Source organism: Spirillospora sp. CA-142024 (assembly GCF_050942325.1).
Taxonomy (GTDB): domain Bacteria; phylum Actinomycetota; class Actinomycetes; order Streptosporangiales; family Streptosporangiaceae; genus Spirillospora.
Map to the genome: position 1 here is coordinate 9,168,639 of NZ_CP192077.1, position 18,339 is coordinate 9,186,977.

Annotated in this window: 23 protein-coding genes, 1 tRNA gene and 1 pseudogene; 9 read left to right on the forward strand and 16 right to left on the reverse strand. The window is 71.1% G+C overall.

Annotation, left to right across the window (positions count from 1 at the left end):
- Positions 1 to 161: 161 nt before the first annotated feature.
- The 4 genes and pseudogenes from ACQPZP_RS43495 to upp all read right to left on the reverse strand — a co-directional run.
- A pseudogene (locus ACQPZP_RS43495) lies at positions 162 to 671 on the reverse strand (PH domain-containing protein); the annotation flags it as partial.
- Between the two features lie 7 nt (positions 672 to 678).
- Complete coding sequence (locus ACQPZP_RS43500) at positions 679 to 837, reverse strand: hypothetical protein (protein WP_433465387.1); 159 nt, start codon at positions 835 to 837, stop codon at positions 679 to 681.
- A 147-nt stretch (positions 838 to 984) separates the two neighbouring features.
- Positions 985 to 1,221, reverse strand: coding sequence for a hypothetical protein (locus ACQPZP_RS43505; RefSeq protein WP_433465388.1), 237 nt, complete (start codon positions 1,219 to 1,221; stop codon positions 985 to 987).
- 197 nt (positions 1,222 to 1,418) lie between these two features.
- Positions 1,419 to 2,057, reverse strand: coding sequence for a uracil phosphoribosyltransferase (upp, locus tag ACQPZP_RS43510; RefSeq protein WP_433475444.1), 639 nt, complete (start codon positions 2,055 to 2,057; stop codon positions 1,419 to 1,421).
- Between the two features lie 227 nt (positions 2,058 to 2,284).
- Between upp and ACQPZP_RS43515 the strand changes: the two genes are divergently transcribed.
- Both ACQPZP_RS43515 and ACQPZP_RS43520 read left to right on the forward strand, forming a co-directional pair.
- Entirely contained in the window at positions 2,285 to 2,497 is a 213-nt protein-coding gene (locus ACQPZP_RS43515) for a hypothetical protein (protein WP_433475445.1), read from the forward strand.
- Between the two features lie 155 nt (positions 2,498 to 2,652).
- Positions 2,653 to 3,138, forward strand: a complete 486-nt coding sequence (locus ACQPZP_RS43520) for a tRNA adenosine deaminase-associated protein (protein WP_433465391.1) — start codon at positions 2,653 to 2,655, stop codon at positions 3,136 to 3,138.
- Positions 3,139 to 3,158: 20 nt separating this feature from the next.
- Here ACQPZP_RS43520 and ACQPZP_RS43525 read toward each other — a convergent pair whose 3' ends face one another.
- The gene (locus ACQPZP_RS43525) at positions 3,159 to 4,484 is read right to left on the reverse strand and encodes an alkaline phosphatase family protein (protein ID WP_433475446.1); all 1,326 of its coding nucleotides are present in this window, start codon (positions 4,482 to 4,484) and stop codon (positions 3,159 to 3,161) included.
- Positions 4,485 to 4,669: 185 nt separating this feature from the next.
- Between ACQPZP_RS43525 and ACQPZP_RS43530 the strand changes: the two genes are divergently transcribed.
- The 4 genes from ACQPZP_RS43530 to ACQPZP_RS43545 all read left to right on the forward strand — a co-directional run bounded on the left by ACQPZP_RS43530 (position 4,670) and on the right by ACQPZP_RS43545 (position 6,731).
- The gene (locus ACQPZP_RS43530; RefSeq protein WP_433475447.1) at positions 4,670 to 5,107 is read left to right on the forward strand and encodes a hypothetical protein; all 438 of its coding nucleotides are present in this window, start codon (positions 4,670 to 4,672) and stop codon (positions 5,105 to 5,107) included.
- Between the two features lie 73 nt (positions 5,108 to 5,180).
- Complete coding sequence (gene tadA / locus ACQPZP_RS43535) at positions 5,181 to 5,618, forward strand: tRNA adenosine(34) deaminase TadA (RefSeq protein ID WP_433479772.1); 438 nt, start codon at positions 5,181 to 5,183, stop codon at positions 5,616 to 5,618.
- 10 nt (positions 5,619 to 5,628) lie between these two features.
- A tRNA-Ser gene (locus ACQPZP_RS43540) sits at positions 5,629 to 5,716 on the forward strand.
- 355 nt (positions 5,717 to 6,071) lie between these two features.
- Positions 6,072 to 6,731 (forward strand): hypothetical protein, encoded by a 660-nt coding sequence (locus tag ACQPZP_RS43545; RefSeq protein ID WP_433475448.1) that lies wholly within the window; start codon positions 6,072 to 6,074, stop codon positions 6,729 to 6,731.
- Between the two features lie 167 nt (positions 6,732 to 6,898).
- Here the strand turns inward: ACQPZP_RS43545 and ACQPZP_RS43550 are convergent, their stop codons facing one another.
- The 4 genes from ACQPZP_RS43550 to ACQPZP_RS43565 all read right to left on the reverse strand — a co-directional run bounded on the left by ACQPZP_RS43550 (position 6,899) and on the right by ACQPZP_RS43565 (position 9,941).
- Positions 6,899 to 7,780, reverse strand: a complete 882-nt coding sequence (locus tag ACQPZP_RS43550) for a DMT family transporter (protein ID WP_433475449.1) — start codon at positions 7,778 to 7,780, stop codon at positions 6,899 to 6,901.
- Entirely contained in the window at positions 7,780 to 8,445 is a 666-nt protein-coding gene (locus ACQPZP_RS43555; protein WP_433475450.1) for a B3/B4 domain-containing protein, read from the reverse strand. The genes ACQPZP_RS43550 and ACQPZP_RS43555 overlap by 1 nt, the downstream gene beginning before the upstream one ends.
- Positions 8,446 to 8,546: 101 nt before the next feature.
- Positions 8,547 to 9,416 carry a tetratricopeptide repeat protein gene (locus ACQPZP_RS43560; protein ID WP_433475451.1) on the reverse strand — a complete coding sequence of 290 codons (870 nt, stop codon included), beginning with the start codon at positions 9,414 to 9,416 and terminating at the stop codon, positions 8,547 to 8,549.
- Between the two features lie 39 nt (positions 9,417 to 9,455).
- A complete protein-coding gene (locus ACQPZP_RS43565) occupies positions 9,456 to 9,941 on the reverse strand; it encodes a DinB family protein (RefSeq protein WP_433475452.1) in 486 nt (161 codons plus the stop codon).
- A 102-nt stretch (positions 9,942 to 10,043) separates the two neighbouring features.
- Here ACQPZP_RS43565 and ACQPZP_RS43570 point away from each other — a divergent pair, with 102 nt between their 5' ends.
- Positions 10,044 to 10,622, forward strand: a complete 579-nt coding sequence (locus tag ACQPZP_RS43570) for a helix-turn-helix domain-containing protein (RefSeq protein ID WP_433475453.1) — start codon at positions 10,044 to 10,046, stop codon at positions 10,620 to 10,622.
- A gap of 22 nt (positions 10,623 to 10,644) precedes the next feature.
- Here ACQPZP_RS43570 and dnaN read toward each other — a convergent pair whose 3' ends face one another.
- From dnaN to ACQPZP_RS43585, 3 genes are all read right to left on the reverse strand, one after another.
- The gene (dnaN, locus tag ACQPZP_RS43575) at positions 10,645 to 11,790 is read right to left on the reverse strand and encodes a DNA polymerase III subunit beta (RefSeq protein WP_433475454.1); all 1,146 of its coding nucleotides are present in this window, start codon (positions 11,788 to 11,790) and stop codon (positions 10,645 to 10,647) included.
- Positions 11,791 to 11,869: 79 nt separating this feature from the next.
- Complete coding sequence (locus ACQPZP_RS43580) at positions 11,870 to 12,379, reverse strand: methylated-DNA--[protein]-cysteine S-methyltransferase (protein ID WP_433475455.1); 510 nt, start codon at positions 12,377 to 12,379, stop codon at positions 11,870 to 11,872.
- 10 nt (positions 12,380 to 12,389) lie between these two features.
- Positions 12,390 to 13,862, reverse strand: coding sequence for an AlkA N-terminal domain-containing protein (locus tag ACQPZP_RS43585; RefSeq protein WP_433475456.1), 1,473 nt, complete (start codon positions 13,860 to 13,862; stop codon positions 12,390 to 12,392).
- 186 nt (positions 13,863 to 14,048) lie between these two features.
- Between ACQPZP_RS43585 and ACQPZP_RS43590 the strand changes: the two genes are divergently transcribed.
- Entirely contained in the window at positions 14,049 to 14,411 is a 363-nt protein-coding gene (locus tag ACQPZP_RS43590) for a nuclear transport factor 2 family protein (protein WP_433475457.1), read from the forward strand.
- 41 nt (positions 14,412 to 14,452) lie between these two features.
- Here ACQPZP_RS43590 and ACQPZP_RS43595 read toward each other — a convergent pair whose 3' ends face one another.
- Both ACQPZP_RS43595 and ACQPZP_RS43600 read right to left on the reverse strand, forming a co-directional pair.
- Positions 14,453 to 15,208, reverse strand: a complete 756-nt coding sequence (locus tag ACQPZP_RS43595; protein ID WP_433475458.1) for an SDR family NAD(P)-dependent oxidoreductase — start codon at positions 15,206 to 15,208, stop codon at positions 14,453 to 14,455.
- An 11-nt stretch (positions 15,209 to 15,219) separates the two neighbouring features.
- Entirely contained in the window at positions 15,220 to 16,608 is a 1,389-nt protein-coding gene (locus tag ACQPZP_RS43600; RefSeq protein WP_433475459.1) for an MFS transporter, read from the reverse strand.
- 116 nt (positions 16,609 to 16,724) lie between these two features.
- On the opposite strand from ACQPZP_RS43600, the gene ACQPZP_RS43605 reads away from it, so the two are divergent.
- On the forward strand, positions 16,725 to 17,582 hold the full coding sequence (locus tag ACQPZP_RS43605) for a helix-turn-helix domain-containing protein (protein WP_433475460.1): 858 nt from the start codon (positions 16,725 to 16,727) through the stop codon (positions 17,580 to 17,582).
- Here the strand turns inward: ACQPZP_RS43605 and ACQPZP_RS43610 are convergent.
- Positions 17,579 to 17,953 (reverse strand): DUF6086 family protein, encoded by a 375-nt coding sequence (locus ACQPZP_RS43610; protein ID WP_433475461.1) that lies wholly within the window; start codon positions 17,951 to 17,953, stop codon positions 17,579 to 17,581. The two genes, ACQPZP_RS43605 and ACQPZP_RS43610, sit on opposite strands and share 4 nt — an antisense overlap.
- Positions 17,950 to 18,321 carry a YrdB family protein gene (locus ACQPZP_RS43615; protein ID WP_433475462.1) on the reverse strand — a complete coding sequence of 124 codons (372 nt, stop codon included), beginning with the start codon at positions 18,319 to 18,321 and terminating at the stop codon, positions 17,950 to 17,952. The genes ACQPZP_RS43610 and ACQPZP_RS43615 overlap by 4 nt, the downstream gene beginning before the upstream one ends.
- Between the last annotated feature and the right edge of the window lie 18 nt (positions 18,322 to 18,339).

Consider the following 18,339-nt stretch of genomic DNA (forward strand, 5'->3'; position numbering starts at 1 on the left):
GATATTGACCAGCCCGCCGCGTTTTCCGGCCATCGCGGGTGGTTCTACGCGTCGGCGTCCGAGTTGTCGTCGGGCAGCGGGGCGGTCGGAACGTCCTCCGCCTCGCGGGGCCGGCGCGGGGGCGGAGGCGGCGGGAGCGTCTTCTCCTCCGGTGCCGGGTTCTTGTTCGGGAAGATCATTTCGCAGACTTCGAGGTAGAGCTGCTCGGGGTAGGGCAGGAAGTCCACGTTGGTGAGGGCCTGGTCCTGGCCGGCGGACTCCAGGATGAACTCGCCGTAGCCGAGCATGCGGCCCGCGATCGTCCGCTTGAAGCTCATGTCGGTGACCTTGGCCAGCGGCATCATCGCCACCTTGCGGGTGATCAGGCCGGTGGTCAGCAGCATCCGCTGGTTGGTGATGACGAAGTAGTCGACGGACCATTCCGCGACGCGCCAGACGAACCAGGCGAGCAGGATCAGCCAGCCCCACCAGATCCAGCTGATGACGGTGCCCGCGTCGCTGGCGACCGTGTTGGTCAGCACACCCGCGATGATCAGACCGCCGAGCAGCAGGCCGACCGGGACCATCAGCACGGCCGGGTGCCGCCGTACCGTGATCACCTGGTTCTCGTGGGGGAGCAGGTACTTGTTGACCGATGCCGGCGCGGAGTCGCCGGGGGTGACTAGCCTCATGCCGGCCTCAGGCGAGCGCGTTGACGAAGGTGGCCAGGGAATCGGCGGCGGACGCGATGCCGCTGGCCGCGCTCTCCACCGACTGGGCCGCGCCGTCCGGCTGGTTGATGACGTAGAACGCCACGAAGGCCGCAGCGGCCCACGCGATGTACTTCTTGGCGGGCACGGCTGCCTCCCGGAGCGTTGAGCCACGGACCCCGGTTCAGTTTCGCACAGCCGTCACGACCGGCAAAGCAAGCCCTGTGGCGCGCGCGAGTCACACGTTCGCCGGGCCCATGGCCCGCCTCGACGTCGCCCCGGCGCGTCCGCCGGCCTATGGCGCGTTGTCGAGGGACGAGCGGCGCGCCTTGCGGCGCTTCTCGGCCGCGACGGTCGCCAGCACCTCCAGGTGCCGGCGGGCGATCCGCTCGACGAGGTCGGGCGGTGCGTCCCCCGTGACCTCCTCCGCGCCGTACCGTGCGGCCGCGACGCACCGGTTCACCGTGTCGGCGCCGTGCACTCCGTCGAACTCCTCGGCGAGCCGCTCCCCGATCGCGGCGTAGCGCGACATGTCGCCATCCCCTTGGTGAGCCATCACGTGTCCTCGAGCTCGCTCGCACCGCCCGGTCCGTAACGGTCCCCTGTGCCGAGGCGGCGGAGGGGAACGCGCAGTGGCGTTCCGTAGGGGGTTGGTACCCCACCCCGTCCCGAACGAACATCGCAGGTCACGTCGCGTTTAGAAGCGCGGCGCGGCCCCGTGGGAGGGGATCAGACCACGCCGTAGAGCCGGTCCCCCGCGTCGCCGAGGCCCGGCATGATGAAGCCCTGCTCGTTGAGGTGGGAGTCGATCGCCGCGGTCACCACCTTGATCGGCGCCGAGATGTCGGAGAACGCCTGCTCCAGGTACTTCAGGCCCTCGGGGGCGGCGAGCAGGCAGATCGCCGTGACGTCGTCGGCGCCGCGGTCGAACAGCAGCCGGATCGCGGCGGCGAGCGTCCCGCCGGTGGCGAGCATCGGGTCCAGGACGTAGCACTGGCGGCCCGAGAGGTCGTCCGGGAGCCGGGTCGCGTAGGTCTGGGCCTGCAGGGTGCCCTCGTCCCGGATCATGCCGAGGAAGCCGACCTCGGCGGTGGGCAGCAGCCGCGTCATCCCGTCCAGCATGCCGAGGCCGGCGCGCAGGATCGGCACGACGAGCGGCTTCGGGCTCGCCAGCTGGACGCCCTGGGCGGGGACGAGCGGGGTCCGCACGGTGGCCTCCGCGACCCGGACGTCGCGGGTGGCCTCGTAGGCGAGCAGCGTGACCAGCTCGTCGGCCAGCCGGCGGAACGTGGGGGAGTCGGTCCGGACGTCCCGCAGCGTGGTGAGCTTGTGCGCGACGAGCGGATGATCGACGGCGAGGGTCTGCATGCGCTCACCGTAGCCCACCCGCCGGGGCCGCCCCCCGCGACTGGATAGGTCGCCGCTGAGCTGGGCAGTATGGCGGTATGAACAGCGAGAGCGATCAGCAGCCGAGTGGCCCGGCGCGGCCCCGCGAGTCCGTGCCCGATCCGCCCGCGCCTGCTCGCGAATCCCCTGGCCCCACCGCTCCCGCCCCTGCTCCCGAGGCGGCGGCCCCGCCCCCTCCGGGCGACCCGGTGACCGATGTCACAGGCGAGGAGACCCCGCAGCGCCCCGGCCCCCAGGGCGACATCTCCCCCGAGCAGGTGCGCGAGCATCTCCGCCGCCGGGCGATCTTCCTGCGCGAGCTGGCCGAGGCCCGTGAGCTGCGCCGCCGGGTGACGCCGCACCGATCCCGGCGGGCACGGATCCACGCGCAGCTGCGCCGCCGCACCTTCCGTCTGAATTGATGCAGATCGAGTAGGTTCATCCCGCTGGGCACCAGAATGCGGCGCTGACTCCCGTCCTCACATCGGGGTGCGGCGGCGAGTTTGGTGGTGGGGCGCGCGAGCACGCGCCGCATCTGCGACCATGCCCTGGCAGGAGACGCGCCGGTGGGGTGGAAATGACGGATGTGGACGCGACGGACTTCGCCGTCGTGGTGTACCGGGAAGACGAGGGCTGGGAGGCTGAGATCCTCCCGGTGGCGTTGACCGAGGACCTCGCGGGGCTGATCCACGCCCTGCGCCAGCAGCCGAGCCTCGGCGGCACGGTCGGGCTGGTCTCGGTCGGCGACGACTTCTTCGTGGCCATCCGCCTGCTCGGCGACGAGGTCATGGTGTTCCTGTCGGACGTCACGGCGTCGGTCGACTGGCCGCTCGCCGGGCAGGTCCTCGACTACCTGGACATCCCGATCCCGGAGGACGAGGAACTGGACCAGGTCCTCCCGGTCGGCGACATGTCGATCTTCGCCGACCTCGGCCTGGACGAGATGGAGCTCGGCGCGATCTCCGGCGACCTGGAGCTCTACCCGGACGAGATGCTCCTCAGCATCGCCGGCCGCATCGGCTTCGCCCCCGCCTTCGAACGCGCCCTGGACGCCGTCCCCTGACCCCGGGGCCGGCTCTTCGGTCAGTTGGGCTGGGGAAAGCCGTTCTGCCTGGCGAACACATTGAGGCCGGCCCAGTCGTCGCCGGTGTGGCTGTGCGCAGGGTCGAGGCAGCCGAGGCTGATCGGCCGCCTGGCGTCGTAGCGCGGAGCGCGCGGGTCGGGCGGGTCGGTGAAGTTCAGGACCTCGGCGATGTTGCGGGCCGCGGCGTCCCGCACCGTCAGCGGCTCCAGCCCCCAGCGCCACTCGATCGCCTTCAGGACGGACGTGTGGTCGTACACCTCGTGCGCGATGGCGCCGCGCCGCGCCCGCGGGGAGATCAGCAGGCACGGGACCCGGAAGCCGCGCAGCCCGGTGCCGAGGTCGGGCCGCGGGTCCGGACCGGCCGGCGGGGGGACGTGGTCGAAGAACCCGCCCCACTCGTCGTAGTTGATCACGAACAGGGTGCGGGGCCAGTTGGGCGAGGTGACGACCGCCGTGTAGACCTCGTTGAGGAACGCTTGGCCGAAGCGGATGTCGGCGAGGGGATGCTCGTCCTCGGACATGCCGGGCAGGAAGATCTCTCCGAGGAAGGCGGGCTCGACGAAGCTGACCGCGGGCAGCCGGCCGTTCCGCGCATCACTGCGGAACTCCGCGATGTTCCTGCTGATGTCGAGGTGCCGGAGCCCCCAGAGCGCAGTGAACGGCACGTCGCTGAAGTAGTAGCGGCAGGAGACGCCCTTGGCCTTCAGCCGGTCCCAGATCGTGGTGATCTCGGAGATCGTCAGCGTGTTGGAGATCCGGTCGGTCTGCCCGGCGTGCTGGAAGATCCGGTTCGGGAACGTGGACGACATGATCGCGGGGAAGTAGCGGTCGCAGACCGTCCAGTCGAGGGCGGCGTGGCCGTGGAACCCGAGGTCGGCGCCCTCGTAGTAGCCGATCGAGAACACGTCGTTGTCGCCGGCGCGCAGCCATCCGTCGCATGCGCCGTCGTTGTACTCGGTTCGTCCGCCCTGGTACGAGTGGTCGGGGTCGCTGAAACCGCACCCCCACGGCACCTTCAAATGGTGGGTGTCGTGCTCGTTGCCGTCGGCGTCGGTGAAGGTGAGCCCGGCCTGGCGACCGTCCGCTCCGGGCAGCCAGCCCATGTAGTGGTCGAAGGACCGGTTCTCCATCATCACGACGACGATGTGGTCGATGCCGGAGTCGTCCGGATCGGGGAGTTCGGCGACGGGTGCGCGTTTCGCCGCGGCCAGTTGCGCCGCGTGGGCCTGGGTGGACGCCCCCCCGGCCGCACTCGTGGCGATGATCGCCGCGGCGCCCGCCGTCCCCGCCAGAAACCCGCGCCTGGTCAGTTCGTCCGCGCCCATGGCTCTCCTCCCGGGATGGCGGCCGCTGAGCAGTATGCGGACATTTGTGACACACGGGAAGAATGGTGACCGTCCGGCACCGGACAGGACATGAAGTTTATTCACAACCGAATCCGGGCAGCGGCGCCCGGATTCCGCGGGAAAGGGGGTGTGAGCGGCGCAACCCGGTGGGTCACAATGAGCACGTGTCCTACTTCGCCGCCGTGTTCGCGCAGACCCCGCAGGGCTGGGTCGGGACCGAAGCCGTGCTCGCCGAGGCGGAACACGTCGACGACGTCGCCGACCTGATGCGGGAGGCCGCCGTCGAGTCCTACGGCGACCCGGTCGTGCTGCTGGTCGAGCAGGACGACGACTGGTTCGCCGTCGTCCGGCTGGACGGGGAGGACGAACCGCGCGCCTTCGTGTCCACCGTCCGCGAGGACGGCCTCGCCGCACTGTTCCAGCAACTCGTCGGCGAGGTGCCCGACGGCGACTCCGGCGGCGACGCCGCGCTCCTCGAAGACCTGGGGCTCGACGCCGAGCGCCTGAGCGACCTCGGCGAACGCGCCCTCCCCGGCGACGCCCTCCTCGCCGTCGCCGAACAGGCCGGCTTCGGCGAAGAGTTCGACCGCCTCCGTGACTGACGCCGCCCCTTCCGAGCCGCCCCCGCCGGGACCTGCGGACGACGACCCGGTCATCGAGGAGTTCCTGCCTTCGATGCGGCGGGCGCTGGAGGAGGCCCGCCGGGCGTTCGAGGACGGGGAGATCCCGGTCGGCGCGGTCGTCCTGGACGCGTCCGGCGAGATCATCGGGGCCGGGCACAACGAGCGCGAGCGGTCCGCCGACCCGACCGGGCACGCGGAGATCGTGGCGATGCGGCAGGCGGCAGCGTCGCTCGGCGAGTGGCGGCTGTCCGGGTGCACCATGGTCGTGACCCTGGAACCCTGCACCATGTGCGCGGGAGCGGCCGTCCAGGCGCGTCTCGACCGCGTCGTCTACGGCACCGTCGACCCGAAGGCGGGCGCGGTGGGATCGCTGTGGGACGTCGTCCGCGACCGGCGGCTCAACCACCGGCCCGAAGTGATCGCCGAGGTGATGGCGGACGAGTGCGCGGCGCTGCTAATCGAGTTCTTCGCGCACCGCAGAGTCAGGTAGGCTCTCCCGCGGTGGTGTCGCCTAGTGGACGAGGGCGCACGCCTCGAAAGCGTGTGAAGTGCAAGCTTCCGTGGGTTCGAATCCCACCACCACCGCCACCCAAATGGCCACACACCTGGCCAAACGCTATGAGGGCGGGACCTGTGGTCCCGCCCTCAGCGCTTTCTAGTCTCAGACCGAGGGCTTTCGTCCTGGCGGAGGCCGGGGGCGAGCGCGAACACCAGCGAGTTTCTCGACGTCCACGCGGTGGCCAGGGTGCGCGTTCTCCGAGATCCTCGGCGGGGTCGTGACCTCGCCCGCTACGCGGTCGCCGGCGGAAGGACGCCCGACCTGTTGAGACCGCTGCGAGCTGTCCTGGCGGGGCTTGACTATCGCCCGCGATGCGGGACGATCCCAGGCTGAGGGGAACGCGTTCCCATAGCAACGAAAAGACTCGTCGTAGAGGACGAAACAATGAAGATCACCGAAATCGGCCACACCCTCGCAGACCTCGGTTTTTGGCACCTCGCCGGAGACAGCTGGGAGGAGAAGGCGGAGAAGGCGCTCGCCATGGCGCGTCCGTGCTTCGGTTCGGATGCGTCCCTCAAGGTCTCGCCCGACCAGGGCATCCCGGTCGTGGACGTCGTGGAGGTTGGACCCACCATCCTCAGTGAGGTGAACGAGGACGAGGAGACTGTCACGGTCGTCTCGTTCCGTGGCCTGACGGGGGACGACAAGAAGGAGATCGAGCAGACGGCGCTGAGCAAGGCGCGCCCCTGCGTCGACGAAAACGCGCGGCTGGAGATGTTCTACTGCGTGATGTACGAGAACGAGGACGCCGACGGTGGCCGCTACAGGACCACTTGGGTGCAGGTCGCGGCAGTCGAGCCGATCAAGAGCCCGAGGGTCAACAAGGAGATCGAACCTCTTGTGCTCTTCGACATCATGGGGAACACCAAGAAGGAGATCGAGCGGAACGCGCTGATCGAAGCGCGTGCGGACGAGCCCTTCTGCCGGCGCATCGGCCGGGACACCCGGCTCTGGGTCGACTTCTCGGAGCACGGTGTGGCGGCCTGCGAGTCCGCCCCGGGCCTGTTCGTCGCCGACGGTCTGATGGTGTGGGCAGTCAGCTGAGACACGGGCGACCTCTTCACGGGGGTCTCCTCGCAAGTGTGGCCGGCCCTTCCCGAACGCTCGGGAAGGGCCGCATCTCTTTTCGTTATGATTCCCGCCCACTTCGGCACGCCCAAGCCCATATGCCAAGGGCCGCGTCCCGATTCCGGGGCGCGGCCCTTGGCGTTTCAGCCGACGGTGACCAGGGCGACGCCTGCGATGGCGACGGCCATGCCTACTCGTTGGACGGCTCGGAGGCGCTCGCTGTAGGCGACTCTCGCCAGTAGGACGGTGATCGCCGGGTAGAGGGACGTCAGGACGGCGGCGAGGCTGAGCATGCCGTTGTGGACCGCGAGGAAGTACAGCACGTTCGCCCCCGCGTCCAGGGTGCCGGAGAGAAGTGCCAGCCCGATCAGCGTCCGGCCGGAGACCCGCGGGCCCGTGTCGCCGCCGCGGATCGCCAGGAACAGCAGCGCGACGGCGACGATGACCAGGTTGCCTAGGCGCGCGCCGACGATCGGCCAGAGGCCGCTGCCGTCCCCCGCCTCCTTCAGCAGGACGAAGAACACGCCGAAGCATGTGCCGGACACGCCGGCCATGACGGGGCCCGAGTCGACGAGCCGTCGCCATCCGTCCGGGCGCGGCCCGGCCGCCGCCCCGTCGCCGTTCGCTTCCATGCTGACCAGGCCGATCGCGACGAGGCACAGCAGGACGCCGAGCAGGACGGACGCGTCCAGCCGCTCCCCCCTCGCGATGCCCACGGCGACCGGGAGGACGGCCGCGGCCAGCGCGGACACCGGCGCCACCACGCTCATCGGGCCGCGGGCGAGCGCCCGGTAGAACGCGATCAGACCGGCCCCGCCGCTGAGCCCGGCCACGAACCCCCAGGTCATCGGTACCGGGCTCGGGCTGCCGCCGCTGAGCAGCGCGGACACCAGCACGACCGCCAGGCCGATCGGCACGCACCAGGTCAGCGCCCGGATCGCCGTCGACTTCCGGGTCACGCTGCCGCCGAGGAAGTCGGCCAGGCCGTACGCGAGCGCGGCGCTCAGCGCGAGAACCGTGACCATCACCGTCCGCCGATCAGCCGGGTCTCGATCCGGACGTCCGGGGAGATCGTCCGCAGTCTCTCCGCGAGCCGGTCGCCGGCCTCGGTAAGCCGGTCGATCGGGTAGGGCTCAAGGCGTTCGAGCAGGAAGAGGCCGTTCTTGGTGGTCTCCGTCAGCCGCGTCCGGACGCACTGCCGCCAGTTCCAGCGCCGGCAGGTGACCCCCTGGTCGTCCCGCCAGACGACCTCGCCGGGGTTCGGGTGCTCGACGGCGGGCTCGCCACCGGCGATCACGTCGAACGGCTCGTCACCCGTGGCCCTGACCAGCCGCGCCGTCCCCTGGTAGGCGTCGAGATCCTCGCCGCCGATGGGCAGCGCGTACTCGACGCTCACGGCGTTGTAGGCGTCCACGACCCTGTTGATGGCCGGGAGCGCCTCGACGCGACGGAGCAGCGCGTCCACCGAGGGCCGGGTGCGCTGCGGCTTGGCCCCGAACGCCCGGTACGCCTCGCGCCATGCCTCCACATGCGGGTCGCTCGCATCGGCCTTCTGGGCCGCCTCGGTCAGCCACCCCTCCGACGCCTGATCACTGGGCCCGTTCCCCAGCCCCTCGGCGATCATGACGAGCACGGCGAAATCGGGACGCAACTCCCGTACCGCCTCGTCCACGGCGACCCGCTCAAGCATTTCTCGACCTCCGGACGGTCACTTTAATGACATCGAGATACCACTATACCGACCGCCCTCGGCGTCACCCAAGGCACCCGCCCCGCATGACCTGCATGTGTTCAGAAACAGAGCAGGTTCTGGATGCGTACCGGCCTCCCGGGTGGCAGCCGAAGCTCCGGCGGCCGGCCGAGTGGGACGCCCGACCAGTCGATCCGGAACGGGCCTTCGACCGGCCGGGACGGGATCCGGCTCATCAGCTCGAAGGTCGCGACGGGTCGCCCAGGGCGGTGGACGCCCAACTCCAGCTTGATGAAGTCGCCGAGGTCCTGCCGGGTCAGATCACCGGTTTCACGCAGGCGCGCGTCGGCGGCTTCCCGTGCGGCACCCACCGTGCCGAACACGCGGCCGATCTCGATCCATTCCGAGTTGCCGATCCGCGCCTCCTCTCGCAGCAGAGCGAACCCGTACGAACGCGGACCCGGCTGCGGGACGGTCGGCGGCGGACCGGACTCGGCCCCCAGCGCGTCGAGGCAGGTGGCGGCCAAGTCGTCGAAGGGGTCGCGGCGCAGTGCCTCACGGTAGGCGGCGACCGCCCCGTCGCGGTCGCCGAGCCAGGCCAGCGCGTGGCCGAGGTGGATCGGCACCAGCGGATCGCCGGGATCGGCGTCCAGCGCCGCCCGCGCGGCCTCGGCGGCGCGCTCGGCGGCCGGGCGGCTCATGTCGTCCCAGTCGTCCTCCTCCACGCCGTTGAGCGGCGGGCCGTCGAGGTCGTAGTCCCAGCCGGAGTTCACCTCGTGCTCCACATCGGTGCACAGGCGCAACTCGAACGCCGCGATCAGCGAGCGCCCGATGGCCGCCGTCGCGGGCTCGGCGCCCTCGTAACAGGCACGCGCCTCGCCGAGGAGCACACCGATCTCATCGGTGCCGTGGTCGTCCCAGAATCGATGGGCGCACTGGGCGAGGAGATCGAGGCCGCGTTCCACGTTCATCGGGGAAGCCTAGAAGCGGCCCTGGAGTGGGTGTCGGAGTCAGCGGCCGGTGATGGCGTCGATCTGTTCGCGGAGGATGTCCGCGTGGCCGGCGTGGCGGCCGGTCTCCTCGATCATGTGGGTGAGTGCCCAGTGGATGCTGGGAGCGGGCCTTCCCGGGCGAGGGACCGGGGCCCCGAGGTCGGTGCACCCGTCGAGGACCTCGTTCGCACGCTCAACCGCCTCCCGGTAGCGGGCGACGACGTCGGCGACGCTGTCCGCCGGTGCGGCCTGGAACGTCGCCTGCCAGTCGGTGACCTTGTCCCCGAGGAACATCGAGCGCTCGACTAAGGTCAGGTGGTTGAGCAGGCCGAGCAGGTTCGTGCCCGACGGCACTCCGGCAGTCCGGACCTGCGGTTCCGGGGCGCCGTCCACCTTCGCGGCGATCGAGGTCCGCAGGTAGTCGAGGAAGCCGCGCAGGACCTCGGCCTCGCCGCTTCCGGTCCGGGGCGGCGGGGTGTCACTGCGGCGGGAAGCGGTGGGCATCGTGCTCTCCTTCCGGTGGTGCTCTTCGAAGCTTCCAGGGCCTCCACGATCTCGCACGAAATCTTGCGGTTCTGGCAAGGCGGTAGCGTCGAGGGCGAACTGATGAGCGGAGGACGGTTGGGCGGGCAGGACGCGATCGGGGAGGCCGTGGCGCGGACGGTGCGGGCGCTGCGGGCCGGGCACGGGTGGAGCCTGGACGAGCTGGCCGGGCGCGCCGGGGTGAGCAAAGGGGTGCTGGTCGGGCTGGAGCAGGGCCGCGGCAACCCGAACCTGGGGACGCTCATCCGGATCTCGGACGCGCTCGGGGTCCCGTTGACGCGGCTGGTGCAGGTGGAGGAGGAGCCGCCGGTGCGGTTGTTCCGGCCAGAGCGGCATGTCGTCCTGTGGGAAGGGGAGCAGGGCGGGACGGGGACGTTGCTCGCCGGCAGCGATCCGCGGCCGTCGCTGGAGCTGTGGAACTGGGTGCTCCGGCCTGGCGAGACGCGGGAGAGCGACGCGCACGTACCGGGTACCAAGGAGATCGTGTTCGTGGAGGAAGGCACGCTGACCCTGAGCGTGGACGGCCGTACCGACCTCGTCGAGGAAGGGAGTGCCGCCGTGTTCGCCGGTGACCGCGCCCACTCGTACGGCAATGGCGGCGACGCCGATGTCCGTTTCGTCCTTGCCGTGCTCGACCTCTGAGCGGCGCCGGCCCGCCCGCGTATCAGGAGGTCAGGCGGACGGGCATGGCGAGGTAGTGGTAGCCGGTGTCGGACTCCGCCGGGGCGTCCTCGTCGTCCTTCTTGTCGGGGACGGCGGTGAGGAGGGCGGCCTTGGTGGGGCCGGCGAATTCGAGACGGGCGGATTCGGTGTCGATGCCGGCGAGACCGTCCAGGAGGTATTGCGGGGCGAACGCGATGTCGATGTCGTCGCCGGTGAGATGGGCGCCGAGGCTCTCGTTGGCGCGGGCGGAGTCGCCGGTGGCGGCGCGGATGCGGACCTCGTCGGCGGTGAAGGCCAGCCGTATCGGGGTGCCGCGTTCGGTGACGAGCGCGGCGCGCTTGATCGCCTCGACGAAGGGTGCGACGCGGATCTCGGCGACGGACGTCCAGGTGCCGGTGAGGCGTGACCGGTAGTTGATGTACTGGTCGTCCAGGAGGCGGCTGGTCATCCTGCGGCCGCCGCCGGAGATGCCGATGAGGGTGTCGGCGGTGCCGCCGAGGTCGATGGCGACGTCCGCCCCGCGCTTGATCGCCTTCGCCGTGTCGGCGAGGGTGCGGGCGGGCACGACGACGCCGGCGGTGAACTCGGGGTCGTCGGGCACCCAGGTCAGCTCGCGGGCGGCGATGCGGTAGCGGTCGGTGCAGGCGAGCCACATCGTGTCGCCCTCGATGTCGATCCGGACGCCGGTGAGCATGGGGAGGGTGTCGTCGCGTCCGGCGGCCGGGGTGACCTGGGCGACGGCGGCGGCGAAGAGGTCGCCCGGAATCGTTCCGGCGCGCGCGGGCGGGTCGGGGAGGGTGGGGTAGTCCTCGACGGGCATGGTCTGGAGGCCGAACTCGGCGGGGCCGCAGCGGACGACCACCTCGGAGCCCTTCGTGAAGACGTCCACGGGCTCCGCCGGAAGGTTCCGGACGATGTCGGACAGCAGCCGCCCGGGGACGAGGGCGCGGCCCGGTTCGGCCACGGCCGCCTCGTCCCGTGCGTGCGCGGACACCTCGTAGTCGAACCCGGCCAGGGTGAGCTCTCCCTCGCCGGTGACCTCGATGAGCATGCCCGCGAGGACGGGGAGGGCGGGGCGGGCCGGCAGCGTCCGCGCCGCCCACGCCACCGCGTCGGCGAACGTCTGGCGGTCGACTCGGAACTCCACCTCGATCAGCCCTTCCGCGACTGCTTGACGGCCGGAGACCCGGCCATGACAGGCACGTTATCCCCGGGCTCCGACAGTTTCAGAACAGCGCGTCTTCGGTCACCCGGGTCCTGCTTTCGAGGTCGAGGAGGTAGCGCTTGCGGGGGAGGCCGCCGCCGTAGCCCGTGAGGGAGCCGGTGGATCCGATCACGCGGTGGCAGGGGACGATGACGCTGACCGGGTTCTGTCCGTTGGCGAGGCCGACCGCACGGGACGCGGACGGTCTGCCGATCTCGGCGGCGAGTTCACCGTAGGTGGTGGTCTCTCCGTAGGAGATCTCCTGGAGCGCCGCCCAGACGCGCAACTGGAAGGGCGTGCCGGCGAGGTGGAGCGGCAAGTCGAACTCCGTCAGTTCGCCGGTGAAGTACGCGGCGAGCTGTTCGGCGACGGGCGCAAAGGGCTTGGCCTCAGGGTCGTCCGGCGCACCGAAGGTCTCCTCTGGCGGACGGTGGCGCTGCACGTCCATGTAGAGACCGGAAAGAGCGCCGTCGGTCGCGACCAAAGTGAGGGGGCCGACAGGGCTTTCTATGACGGCGTGCGTTGGTTCCACAGGGAGTCCTTCAGTTCGCGGGAAGCAGGTTGATGGCGTGGTCGCCGGTGGCCCACAGGTACTGGACGGCGTAGGCGCGCCAAGGGCGCCATTGGGCGGCGCGTCGTGTGAGGGCCGCCGGTGTGGTGGGGAGGTCGAGTGAACGCGCCGCCGCACGAATCCCCAGGTCGCTTGGGATGAACGCGTCCGGGTCACCGAGAGCGCGCATCGCGATGGTCTCGATGGTCCAGGGACCGAATCCGGGGAGGGTGGACAAGCGGGCGCGGGCCTCGTCCCAGTCGCTCCCTACCCCGAGGTCGATCTCCCCTGTGGCGAGTGCGTCGACGAGGGTCGTCAGCGTGGTGCGCCGGGTCTTCGGGAAGGCGAGGTCCTCCGGGTCCAGTTCGGCGAGAGCGGACGGTGTGGGGAAGAGGTGCGTTAGTCCGCCGCCTGGGTCGTCTATGGGCTCGCCGTAGGCGGTGACCAGACGCCCTGCATGGGTTCGGGCCGCCGCCGTCGACACCTGCTGCCCCAGGACGGCCCGGACGGCGAACTCCGGGGCGTCCACGGTGCGCGGGACACGCCGTCCGGGCGCCTTGTCGACCAGCGGCGCGAGGACGGGGTCGTCGCGGAGCAGGTCGTCCACGGCGACGGGGTCGGCGTCGAGATCGAGCATCCAGCGGCAGCGGCTGATCGCGATGGTGAGGTCGCGCAGGTCGCTGAGGTGGAGCGTGCAGGCGACGTGGTCGGGCCGGAAGCGCAGGGTGGCGATCCCATGCCCGTGCGGCAGCCGCATGGCGCGGCGGAACGCGCCGTCCCGCCACTCCTCCACGCCGGGGACGGCGGTCGCCGCGAGATGCCCGAACAGATTGTCGGGACACAGCGGCGCCCGGAACGGCAGCCGCAGCGACAGCGCGCCCGACCCGGCGGGCGGATGTCCCTTCGCGACACGGTCGCGCAGAGCGCTCGGGGTCAGCGCGAACACCTCGCGGACGGTGTCGTTGAACGAACGGATGCTTGCGAACCCGGCGGCGAACGCGACGTCCCCCATGGGAAGGACGGTCGTCTCGATCAGGAGCCGCGCCGTTTGGGCGCGCTGGGCCCGCGCCAGGGCGAGCGGGCCGGCGCCCAGTTCGGCGTTGAGCTGGCGCTCCAGCTGGCGTGTGCTGTAGCCGAGGCGTCCGGCCAGGCCCGGGACGCCCTCCCTGTCGACGACGCCATCGGCGATGAGGCGCATCGCCCTGGCGACCACGTCCGCGCGATGGTTCCATTCGGGCGAGCCCGGGGACGTGTCAGGCCGGCACCGCTTGCAGGCACGGAAACCGGCCTGCTGGGCGGCGGCCGCACTCGGATAGAACCGCATGTTCTCCGGCTTCGGCGCCACCACCGGGCAGCTGGGGCGGCAGTAGATCCCGGTGGTCACGACCGCGATGAAGAACCATCCGTCGAAGCGGGCGTCCTTCGCCTGGACGGCCCGCACGCACCTTTCCACGTCCTCGTGCATGCCTCCCAGCATCCACGGAGGACCCTCGCCACCACTAGCGAAAAAACGACATCATCCTGGGGGCGGGCCATCCCGGGAGAGCCGGGGGACGGGCATGACGTCCCAGGTAATCGATCTTCCGCGCCCGGACCGGCAGCGTAGGGGACATCGGACGACGAACCCGAACGATCAGACGGGAGTCTTGAAATGAGCGATGTTCAGCAGCGGGTCGAGCGTTACCTGGCCATCTGGAACGAGACCGACCCGGCCGCGCGCCGTGCCGCGATCGCCGAGGTGTGGACGGAGAACCCGGTCTACGTCGACCCCCTCGGCGTGGCCGAGGGCCGGGACGCGATCGACGCGTTCGTCGCCGGGGCGCAGCAGCAGTTCCCCGGCCTCGTCTTCCGCGCGGCGGGGACCGTGGACGCCCACCACAACGTGGCCCGCTTCACCTGGGAGCTCGGCCCCGAGGGCGGCGAGGCGATCGTGGTCGGCTTCGACGTGGCGACGTTCGACGACGACGGCCGCTTCGACCGGGTGACCGGGTTCCTCGACAAGGTGCCCGCCTGAGATACGGGGGTGGCGTGCCGGGCGTCCGGCACGCCACCGTTTCACAGCTGCCGCAGCGCTCCCCCGTCCACGGCCCATTCGGCGCCCGTCACCTGGGCGGACAACGGGGACAGCAGGAAGACGATGACCCGTGCGACGTCCTGGGGCGTGCCGAGGCGTCCCGTCGGGAGCCGCCTCTCCTCACGGACGAACCGGTCGATCGCCTCCTCCACCGGTAGGTCGTACTGGGCGGCCAGCTGGTCGGCGAACCCTCCCGGCTCGTCCCACAGCCGTGTTCGCGTGGGGCCGGGCGTGACCACGTTGGAGCGGATGCCGCAGCGGCCGAACTCCCCCGCCAGCGTTTTGGACACCGACAACAGAGCGGTCTTGGACGCGGCATAGTCGACCAGCGGGGTGTCAGGAAACCGTCCGGCCTCGCTGGAGACATGCACGATGCTCCCCGCCCCCTGGTCGATCAGCGCCGGCAGCGCGGCACGGGCCATGCGCACGGCCGCGTGGAAGTTGAGCTCGAACGTCGCGTGCCATTGGGTGTCGGTGACGTCGAGGAACCCGATCCGGGATTCGAGCGCACCCGCGTTGTTGACCAGGCCGTCGAGCCGTCCGTGCCGCTCCAGCGCGACGTCCACGACGCGTAGGGCGGAGCCAGGGTCGGTGAGATCGGCGGCGATGTCGGGGGAGGAACGCGATACGCCGACTACGGAGGCGCCCTCGCCGGTGAGCACCCGGACGACCGCGTCACCGATTCCGGCGGACGCACCGGTCACGATGTAGACCTTGCCCTCAAGTCCGAGATCCATGGCGGGCCCCTTCAGGAGCGGCGGAGGAACGACCCGACGAGGGCCGCGCCGGCGAGGACGATCGCGACGTTCACCGCCGTCGCGGTGTGGACGCCGCCGAGGACGGACGCGTTCGCGGTGGCCACGGCGCTCATCACCGGGATGCCGAGCGTGATGGCGACCTGCTGCGTCATCGTGGCGAGGCCGGTCGCGAGGCCCTGCTCGCCGTCCGGCAGCCCGGACGTGGCGGTCCCCATGAACGCGACGATCGCGACGAGGTTCCCGAAGCCTCCGATCGCGGTCGCGGCGAGCATCAGGCCGAGGCCGTCGCGCGACTCCCCGAGCCCGAGCAGCGCGGCCGTCGCCGCGGCCTGGAGGACGAGCCCGGAGACGAGTGCCGCCCGGCCGCCGAGCCGCCCCATGATCCGGGGCGCGGCGACGCCGCCGGCGAACGTCCCGGCACCGAGGACGCCGAGCGCGAGCCCGGTCGTCAGCGGCGAGAAGCCCAGGATCTTCTGGAGGTAGAGCGTCATCAGGAAGACCAGCGACGTCTCGGTGGCGAAGGCGACGAACCCGCCGACGTTGCCCCAGGTGACGGTCCGCCGCGTCAGGACGTTCAGCGGCGCGAGCGGGGCCGGTGACCGCCGCTCGGCCAGCACGAACGCGACGAGCAGGACGGCGGCGCCGGTCAGCGCGCCGAGCGCGAGCGGCGAGCCCCAGCCTTCCGATCCGGCGGACGTGATCCCGTAGACGAGGGCGAGCAGCCCGCCGGTCACGGTCACCGCGCCCGGAACGTCCAGCCTCGCCCCGTCCCGGGACCGGCTCTCCGCGACCACCGCGGGCGTGACGGCGAAGATCAGCACCGCCACCGGCACGTTGATCAGGAAGGCCCAGCGCCAGCTCAGCAGGTCGGTGAGCAGGCCGCCGAGGATCGCGCCGACGGTGAACCCGGCCGACATCAGCGCGCCGCTCAGCCCGAGGGCCCGCGTCCGCAGCGGCCCCTCCGGGAAGGACGTGGTGAGGAGCGAGAGCGCGGCCGGCGTGGCGATCGCCGTGGCCAGCCCCTGCAGGACCCGTCCGGTGAGCAGCATCGCCGGCGATGTGGCCAGCCCGCCGACCAGCGACCCTCCGGCCAGGAGGGCCATGCCCGTGAGCAGCATCCGGCGCCGTCCGAACAGATCGGCCACGCGACCGAACAGCAACGTGAATCCTGCGGCGGGAAGGGCGAACGCCGTGGCGATCCATTGCAGCTCGTCCAGCCCGAAGCCCAGTCCCCGGCCGACGACCGGCAGCGCCACGTTCAGGATGGAGAAGTCGATGGCGAGCATGAACTGCGCGCCAAGGAGAAGGATCAGTATCAGCTTGTGCCGCGACGACATCCGCTCAGAAGGAGCGGACACGGCGGTGGTGAGTGCGGTCATGCCACAGACCATCGCTGCGCAGAACGCGGCTACCCAGCCCCCGCCTCTTCGTACTACCCCCAGTAGCAGGCTGCCGGGGGAGGGCCTCGACGAAACCGCCGGATAGCCTCGGCGGCATGGCACGGAACGGTGACCTCGGCGAGTTCCTCAGGTCGCGGCGCGCGCGGCTGCGTCCCGAGGACGTCGGCGTCACCTCCTTCGGGACGCGGCGGCGCGTGCCCGGGCTGCGGCGCGAGGAGCTGGCGCAACTGGCCGGCGTCAGCGTCGCGTACTACATCCGGCTCGAACAGGGAACGGCCGAGGGCGTGTCCGCCGAGGTGCTGGACGCGATCTCGCGGGCGCTGCGGCTCGACGGCGACGAGCACGCCCACCTGCACCGGCTCGCTCACCCGCCGCGCCGGGCGCCCCTCACCGGCCCTCCCCGGCTGCGCGCCCCGCTCCAGCACCTGCTCGACTCGTTCACCCACGCGCCCGCGTACGTCGTCGGCCACTACACGAACGTGGTCGCCTGGAACCGGCTCACCGCCGCGGTGTTCGTCGACCTGGCGAACGTCCCGCCGGACGAGCGGACCTGGTCGCACCAGATCCACCTGAACGGCGACTACAAGGCCCGGCTCGGCGACAACTGGCCGGCCGTGGCCCGGCGCAACGCCGCCTACCTGCGGTTCCGTTCCGGACAGGACCCGGACGACCCGAACCTGCGCGCGGTCATCGACTGCCTGCGGGAGCGAAGCCCCGACTTCCAGGACATGTGGTCGGCGCACCATGTCACCGACCTGACCCATGGCGAGGCCCGCATCGACCACCCCCAGGTGGGACGCCTCGTCCTGCCGTTCGAGACGCTGCACCTGCCCGGCGATCCCGACCTCAGCCGCCTGATGCTCTACGCGGCCGAACCCGGATCTCCTTCGGAGGCCGCCCTCCGCGAACTGGCCGCGACGTCCGGCTGCCTCTCCAGCGCCGACCTGGCCTAACGCGGCATGGCCGCGGCGTGCTCGCGGGCCGTCTCGACGAGGCGGCGGACGGCGGGATCGTCCGCGAACTCCTCGACCGCCGGGACGGTGCCGCCGCCGAATCGCGCGACGGCCAGCGCGGTCGCCGCGAAACCCGCCGTCATCGACCTCTTGATCATGTGATGGGAACGGGCGTAGTCCCGGATGACCGCGTCGGTGAAGGCGGCGAACACGGGGACGTCCACCTGGCATTCGTCGAACTCCATCGGGCCGAGACCCGACGGCGTCCCGAGCAGCCGCGCGTGGGCGGCGGCCATGTCCATGAAGAGCCCGGCGACCCTGGTGGCCGGGTTCCAGAGGACGTCGTCGCCGTTCTGGAAGTACTGGCTCATCCGGCGGCCCTGCGGAAGTGGGCTTCGCGGTCCGCCGTCGCCAGAGCGGTGTTGATCAGGGTGATCACCGCGAAGGCGAGCGCGGAGCCCGGGTGGCCGACGCCGTAGAACCCGAGCGCGCCGGCGCCGAACACGACGGCCTTCACCAGGAGGACGAGCGGGAGCGCGACCTTGAAACGGGCCCGGGGCGCCGCGAACAGGCCCCACAGGACCATCGCCACCACCGGCGTCGCCACGCCCAGGACGACGTTGACCAGGATGTTCCCGCCGGTCGTGAAGCCCCACCACGCGAGCGCGATGATGGCCACGATCTCCAGTACGAAGGCGAGGCCCTCGTTCAGGGCATGCAATGGCCCAGGTAGACGCACGCCGATACGGTACTACTC